Source organism: Sandarakinorhabdus sp., from assembly GCF_032115815.1.
Classification (GTDB): domain Bacteria; phylum Pseudomonadota; class Alphaproteobacteria; order Sphingomonadales; family Sphingomonadaceae; genus Sandarakinorhabdus.
Window position 1 is genome coordinate 1 of record NZ_JAUMBI010000237.1, and the last position, 6757, is coordinate 6757.

At 63.5% G+C, this 6757-nt stretch carries 7 protein-coding genes and 1 pseudogene; 5 read left to right on the forward strand and 3 right to left on the reverse strand.

Annotated elements, in window-relative coordinates; all coding sequences use genetic code 11:
• Nucleotides 1-550: pseudogene (locus tag RT662_RS13535) on the forward strand (TonB-dependent receptor); the annotation flags it as partial.
• On the forward strand, nt 477-1523 hold the full coding sequence (locus RT662_RS13540; protein ID WP_313671221.1) for a 5'/3'-nucleotidase SurE: 1047 nt from the start codon (nt 477-479) through the stop codon (nt 1521-1523). The pseudogene RT662_RS13535 and the gene RT662_RS13540, both read left to right, overlap by 74 nt.
• Nucleotides 1524-1887: 364 nt before the next feature.
• Here RT662_RS13540 and RT662_RS13545 read toward each other — a convergent pair whose 3' ends face one another.
• Both RT662_RS13545 and RT662_RS13550 read right to left on the reverse strand, forming a co-directional pair.
• Nucleotides 1888-2013: a hypothetical protein gene (locus RT662_RS13545; RefSeq protein WP_313671227.1), complete on the reverse strand. Its 126-nt coding sequence runs from the start codon at nt 2011-2013 to the stop codon at nt 1888-1890.
• A complete protein-coding gene (locus RT662_RS13550; RefSeq protein WP_313671222.1) occupies nt 2010-2498 on the reverse strand; it encodes a DNA-directed RNA polymerase subunit alpha C-terminal domain-containing protein in 489 nt (162 codons plus the stop codon). Before RT662_RS13550 ends, RT662_RS13545 begins: the two co-directional genes overlap by 4 nt.
• A 260-nt stretch (nt 2499-2758) precedes the next feature.
• On the opposite strand from RT662_RS13550, the gene RT662_RS13555 reads away from it, so the two are divergent.
• From RT662_RS13555 to RT662_RS13565, 3 genes are all read left to right on the forward strand, one after another.
• Nucleotides 2759-3487, forward strand: coding sequence for a Crp/Fnr family transcriptional regulator (locus RT662_RS13555; protein ID WP_313671223.1), 729 nt, complete (start codon nt 2759-2761; stop codon nt 3485-3487).
• Nucleotides 3488-3745: 258 nt separating this feature from the next.
• Nucleotides 3746-4171: a hypothetical protein gene (locus tag RT662_RS13560; RefSeq protein ID WP_313671224.1), complete on the forward strand. Its 426-nt coding sequence runs from the start codon at nt 3746-3748 to the stop codon at nt 4169-4171.
• 67 nt (nt 4172-4238) lie between these two features.
• On the forward strand, nt 4239-5528 hold the full coding sequence (locus tag RT662_RS13565) for a cation:proton antiporter (RefSeq protein ID WP_313671225.1): 1290 nt from the start codon (nt 4239-4241) through the stop codon (nt 5526-5528).
• A 10-nt stretch (nt 5529-5538) separates the two neighbouring features.
• Here RT662_RS13565 and RT662_RS13570 read toward each other — a convergent pair.
• On the reverse strand, nt 5539-6757 hold a 1219-nt coding region (locus tag RT662_RS13570; protein WP_313671226.1), incomplete at its 5' end, for an FAD-binding oxidoreductase.

Here is a 6757-nt window from a genome sequence, read left to right on the forward strand (position 1 = left end):
CGATCAGCAGGTGGATTTCATCAATCCGGAGTTCGTTTCCAACACCGAGACCGTGAATGCGCCTGAAAAGCGGACCATCAAGGGCGTGGAAGCCGATCTGACGATCGTGCCGGTGACGGATCTGCAATTTGGGATCAACTATGTCTTCACCGACGCGCCAACAACGCCGGTGCGAAATATCTTTACAGGTGTGATCCAGAACATCAGCTCGGCATTCACGCCGCGCCATGCCGTGACGGTATCGGCGGACTACAAGTTCCCGCGCTTCTCGTTCGGCGAACTGCGGCTGCACCTGGATGCGAACACGGCCGGAGACTATATTCCGAACAACACGGTCACTGAAAACGCCAACCTCGTCTATCTCGTCAACGCGCGGATTACCCTGGGTGACATCGACATTGGCAGTGGCAAGCTGGAACTGGCGCTGTGGGCGCAGAACCTGACCAACGTCACCTACAACTACTTTGATTTCCGCATTGCTGGGCGGCAGACATCGCGCATCTACAATGATCCGCGCACATTCGGGGTGCAGGCGCGTGTCCGCTTCTGATCGGCCGACGCGGGCACGTCGATGTTCCCTTGTGATCGCCGCAGTTCTGGTTGCGGGGTTCGGGCCAGCTTCCTCGGTCTTGGCCCGCAACATCCTGATCACGAACGACGATGGGCTGACCAGCAACGTCAAATACCTTCATGACGTGTTGAAGGCGGCGGGGCACGATGTGATTGTGGCAGTTCCTTGCCAGCAGCAAAGCGGCATGGGCGGTGCGCTACATATCATGAAACCGCTTGGCCCGCTGGCGACGGACTGCCTCAACGGCGCTGCCCGCAAGGGCGATCCCGGTGCTGGCCCTATCACCCGTTCCGACCTTGGGGCCGATTATCACTATGTCGATGGCACGCCGGTGATGGCGACGCTTTATGGCATAGACGTGGCCAGCCAGGCCCGGTGGGGCAAGGCGCCTGATCTGGTGATTTCGGGCCCGAACATCGGGCGCAACGTCGGTGGAATCGTGGTCAGTTCGGGCACGGTCAGCAATGTGCAATATGCGATGATGCGGGGAATCCCGGCCATCGCCCTGAGTGCGAGCACCGCGACCGAAAGCGGCCCTGATCTCGTCAATCCGCAGTCGGAAGTGGTCGCAAGGCGGGTGCTGCAATTGATGTCACGTCTTGAGGCTTCCGCCAATGGCGGTCCGTTGCTGCCGGTGGCAACCGCACTGAACGTGAACTTTCCCGACGATCCACTGCAGGCGCCCTGGAAGCTGTCACGCATCGGCACCACCATGGCCTATGATGTGCGGTTCGTCAGCGACATGCGGCCGAAACCCGCCCGAGAAGGCCAGCCCCTACCCGGATTGACGTTTAGGATATTGCCTACCGACAAGGCGGGACCCGAGGTGAAGGATGAAGCCGCTGTGGCCAGTGCGGCGATTTCTGTCAGCGTCATGCAGATGGCCTATGATGCTCCGAAGCCGCTCCAGTCGCGCGCAGTGCAACGATTCAAGCGCCTGCTTTCCCGCTGATACAGGCTCGATCCTCCTCACAGGGATACGCACTTGCTACAATTGGGAAGGCTATCCCTCCCGCCGAGCCAGTGATTTTGCCACCCACCACTCTTAATCAGCGGGTCCCAGGTTCGAGCCCTGGTGCGTCCACCATTTTCCCAGATAATGTCAGGCAGTTGAGCTGGCCAAAACCTTCGGCGGCGTGACATCCAAACGTTATAGGCAGGGTTCGGGAGATTAGGGCTGCATTTGCCCAGCAAGGCCAAGACCCTCGCAACGGCACTTGGCCTGCGATCAGTTCAACGTTGCCTGAGTTTGCCAGCCACAGGGGTGATCGGCATATCCGTTCGGCTTACTGGGCCAAATATCGTTCGCGATGATCCTAACAGCCTGTACTGAGCCGCGTCTTGCACAAGCGCCGGCGGGACACATCCGCCGTCGCCACCCCAGCACCCTGCTGCATCAGCATGGCGATGATCTGCTCTTCGATGAACCTGCTGCGCTTCATCGTCCGGCCCCAAAGATGGGCCAGACTCTCTCCAAAACTGCAAGACCTGCTGGGCTCAGACCAGACGCAAGCGGGTGAGACCGGAATTTTTTCTCGGAGCGCTTGGCCGCTGCGGGCGGGATTGATGCGGCGCGTGCATAGTGGCCTCGGCCCAGCAACGCCCGGCCCATCAGGCGCAGATAAGCCTCCAACTGGGCCAGAGACTTGTGGCCAAAATTGGGGAGGCAAAGCAGGCTTTCCCGCGAATATTGGCTGATCGCGTCAATGTCCTCGGGGTTCACACCATCCTTGCGCAGGCAGTTGATCGCCCGGATGCCCAAATACTGATAGACCGGGTGCCTGGACACCTTCTGCAAGTGCTGTTCGTGTTGTTGAACGATTTGCGCGGTGCGTCTGCGCGAAAGGCCGTAGCGCTTTGCTATCATGGCGAAGCTTTCGCCGGCCTGTCGATCGGCAACGATCTGGAGGTTGCGGGATCTGCTCATCGCGGCCTCACGCTGCAACCAAGGCGGGGTTCCGGCGGGCCGCTTCCAGCGCGGCGCGGGCAGCAAAATTCACGGCCACGCGGTCCATGCCGCGCCGCGTCTGCCCTTGCAGCCCGCAGGGCTTGCAGGGGCGCGGCGGCACACGCCGTCGCGGCCAGTGCCCCAGCGCGAAAGACCGTTGGCGGCAGGCCATTGTCTTCTCCTTTCGTCTGGCTAAACCCTAGGTTAAAGACAGCGAACTAAAAGGATCGTTCAGTCCAATGTCAGATCGCGAGCCGATTTCGATGGCCGATGCACGCCATGTTTTGGAACGCAATGTATGGCTGGCAACGAGGCCCGCTGATTTCCGCGAGGCCTTCCTGGCTGCGGGCCGTCTCCGAACATTTGCCGCAGGCGAGCAGATTTCCACAGCGGGCGACAATGCCGACGTGGGCCCAGGTATGTACGGTCTGGTCGCTGGACAGGTGGCCGTATTGCCGGCGTTCGGTGCACCAGATGCGCCATCGGCCGTTTTGTTCAATCCAGGCGCCTGGTTAGGCTATGCACCGCTATTTGAACGGGTACGTGTAGTGCATGTACGTGCGCTCACACGTACGACCATCCTGAGCGTAAACTTAGGTGTACTTCGCCGCATGTTGTACGCACGTCCTGATTGGTGGCAGAATTTCGCTGTACTCATTTTTGAGTATGGAGCGGGCGCTGGCATTGTTATGAGTGATTTGGTCCTGCCCCGGGCTGACAGGCGGCTCGCGGCTATGCTCCTGCATCATGCCGGCTGTCGACATGCAGGCCAAGCATACCCGATCCATCTCAGCCAGGAGGACGTTGGCGAAACGGCGAGACTGTCTCGTCATCCAACACGGCAATTGCTCCAGGCGTTCGAGTCCAGAGGCTGGATCAGCCAGTCCTATCGCTGCATACGCATTCTGGCACCCGAACAGTTGCGCACACTCATCGATTCCGAGGAACCCCACGGCCTCAGTTCCTGACAGCCGGGACGCTCTGCGCGGCATGCCGCATGCTTGGGTAATGTCCCCCGTCGGCACCGATGGCCGAGATGATCTAGCGAGAAATGTTTGATCCGCTGGCGTACGCGTTTCCGAGGTTGGCTTCGCCGGGACGACAATGGGCATGGGTGGGCACAACCACCATGAATACTCTCATTCCCGGTTCAAAATGCGCCAGTCCACGTGTGGCATTTCGCATCTTCATCAGCGGATTGCAGGTTCGTGCCCTGGTGCCCCACCATGTTTTCAACACCCCTGGCAATTGCAAACGCACTCGATAGCCGTCTGAGCCTGCCGGATCACTCCCGCTTGCGCGCCGCAGCTTCGCGCTTTCAGGGGAACTTCGGCGCGGCTGGATGCTTGTTGCTCCACAAGGAGAACGAGATGGCCATGTTATCTGCCCGATTCCAGGATGCGGCTGCGGCGCAGCGCGTTATCGATATGTTCATCACCCGCCTGGGCGCGGCGCCCGATCTGGTGATCGCCAGCCCGGAGGGAGGCCAGCCTTCGGCTGGGGCCGATGCGGCCGACGATCGCAGCGAACCAACTGCGGTGCCGCCCGTCGATTCCATTCGGGTGTCCATCCACGATACCGCGATCGACAGTGGCGTGGCGCGGGATGCCCTGGTAGCGGGCGGCGGCTTCGACATCCGGCCCATTCAATAAGCCCTTTTCGTGCGGCGACCCATGACGGGCAGAACGCCGCCGTCTCTCAAAACGAGCAAGGGTGATCGTGGCCGCAGAACTTCATTTTGCTATGGCGCTGGTGGGCGCCATCATCGTGCTGGCCGTGTGGCTGACGCGCTTATCAGGGCGGCAGGGCCTGGCCATGCCGTCTTCCGCGCTGATGCTGGGCGGGATGGTGATCGGGCTGGCGTTGCCGCAGTTCGGGTCCAACCTCGATCCGGTCGCTGTTCCGCTGCCGTGGGAACTGGCGGCCGAAGTGTGCGTGATCATCAGCCTGTTCGCCACCGGGCTGCAGATCGATCGGCCGCGCAGCGCCATCTGGTGGCGCACCGGCGCGCTGTTGGTGATCGGCATGCCGCTCACGATTGCTGCGCTGGCGTGGGCCGGCATGGCGTGGGCTGGGCTTTCACTCGCCGGCGGGTTGCTGCTGGGGGCGGTTCTGGCCCCCACCGATCCGGTGCTTGCCGCCGATGTGCAAGTGGGGAAGCCCCACGAGGGCAAGGAAGATGCCGTCCGCTTTCTGCTCACCACCGAGGCCGGGCTGAACGACGGGCTGGCATTTCCCTTTGTCTGGCTGGCCATTGCCATTGCAGCGGCGGGCGGAATCGACACGGAATTGCTCCAGCGCTGGGCCATCGACGATCTGATGATGAAAATCGCCATCGGCAGCGTGAGCGGCGCCGTGTTGGGGTGGTTGGTGGGGAAAGCGCTGTTCCGATGGTCGGCACGCGCGGAAATGAATGTCGTGGCAGCCGACGTGGTGGTGCTGGGCGCGATATTCGCCATCTATGGTGGCACCGAACTGGCTGGCGGCTATGGCTTTATCGCGGCGTTTGTCGGCGGGATGATGGTGCGGCGCGCCGGGCATGCCCACCCGGCGCAGGCCGAATTATTCGCCTTTGCCGAATCGCTGGAACGCGCGCTCACGGCGCTGCTGCTGGTTGCTGGCGGCGTCGCACTGGGGCTGTTGCTGCCGTACATCGGTGCAAATCATATCGCCATCGCCCTGCTGTTGCTGTTCGTCATCCGGCCGATCGCCGGGTTGGCGTCGTTGCTGCCTTATGGGATGCCCCGGCGCGAACGGCTGGTCGTCGCCTGTTTTGGCGTGCGCGGTATCGGATCAGTCTATTATCTCGCCTTTGCCGCCACCAAGGCCCCGTTTGACGGACTTTATACGGTGTGGGCCATCGTTCTGCTCGCGGTGCTGGGGTCCACATTTGTCCACGGGCTCACCGCGGAAGGGGTCATGGCAAGCCTGGACCAGCAACGGTGGTGGAAGCGGCACGGGGCGCGGCAGCGGTCGGGGATAACTGGCAGGCCGCCGGATGAACACTGATCGCCCCGCTTCACCCCGTACGGTCGCGCAGGGCGTACCAGAGCATGCCGAGCACATGCAGTGGGCCGCGCAGGAGCGCGCCGCCGGGGAAGCCCGGAGGGGCCACGGCGGCGAACGGGGTGAAGCGGCTGGTCTCGCCAAGGGCGGCTTCGGCGAGCAGGGCCCCGCCCAGGGTTGAGAGCACCGCACCCTGCCCGGAATAACCGTGCGCCCAAAGCAGCAGGCCATCGCGGCCGATATCGGGCAGTCGGCTGCGGGTGATCGAAACAAGGCCGCCCCAGGCGTGGGCAATGCCGATACCGGCCAGCATCGGGAAGCTGCGTTCCAGGAACGGGCGCACGAATTCCGCCATGTCGGCCGGGGGGCGCGGGCTGTAACGTTCGCCGCCGCCGAACATCAGCCGGCCATCGGGCGTGCGGCGGAAATAATTGACGACGAAACGGCTGTCGCTCACCGCCTGGTTGCCGGGGATCAGGCCGGCGCCGCCATCGGGCAGCACATCGGTGGTGACGATATAATTGGCCACCGGCATGATGCGGCTGTGGACGCGGGCGTTGAGCGGGCCAAGCAGCGCATCGCCGGCCACGATGGCCTGGGCGGCGGTGACACGGCCCGCCGAAGTGTGCAGCACGACGCCCCCTGCCCGCCGTTCCAGCCGGTTCACCGCGCTGTGTTCATGCAGGTGCGCGCCCGCCGCCGCCGCCGCACGGGCGAGGCCCAGCGTGTAGTTGAGCGTGTGGAAATGGCCGCCGCCGGCATCGAGCAGCCCGCCGTGGCTGGGGCTGGCCACGGCCGCTTGTGCCGCCGGCGCATCCAGAACCGACAGGCCGTGATAGCCGAGCCGGGCCGCTGCTTCGGTTTCGTGCGCGAAATCATCGAGGTCGCGTGGGCGAACGGCGGTGAGCAGATGACCGGTGAGCGCCAGATCGCAGTCGATGCCATGGCGCGCCACCAGATCGACCACCAGATCGCGGGCCGAAAGGGCGAGGTGGAACAGCGCGCCGCCCCGCTCCGCACCGAAGCGCGCCACCAGATCGGCAGCGCCCAGCCGCAGGCCCGGAATGATCTGCCCGCCGTTGCGGCCCGAAGCGCCATGGCCGATGCGGCCGGCTTCCAGCAGCACCACGCTGGCGCCGCGCTGCGCCAGGTGCAGCGCCGCCGAAAGCCCGGTGGCGCCGCCGCCGATGATGGCGACATCAGCTTGGCAATCGCCGGCCAGCGCGGCATGC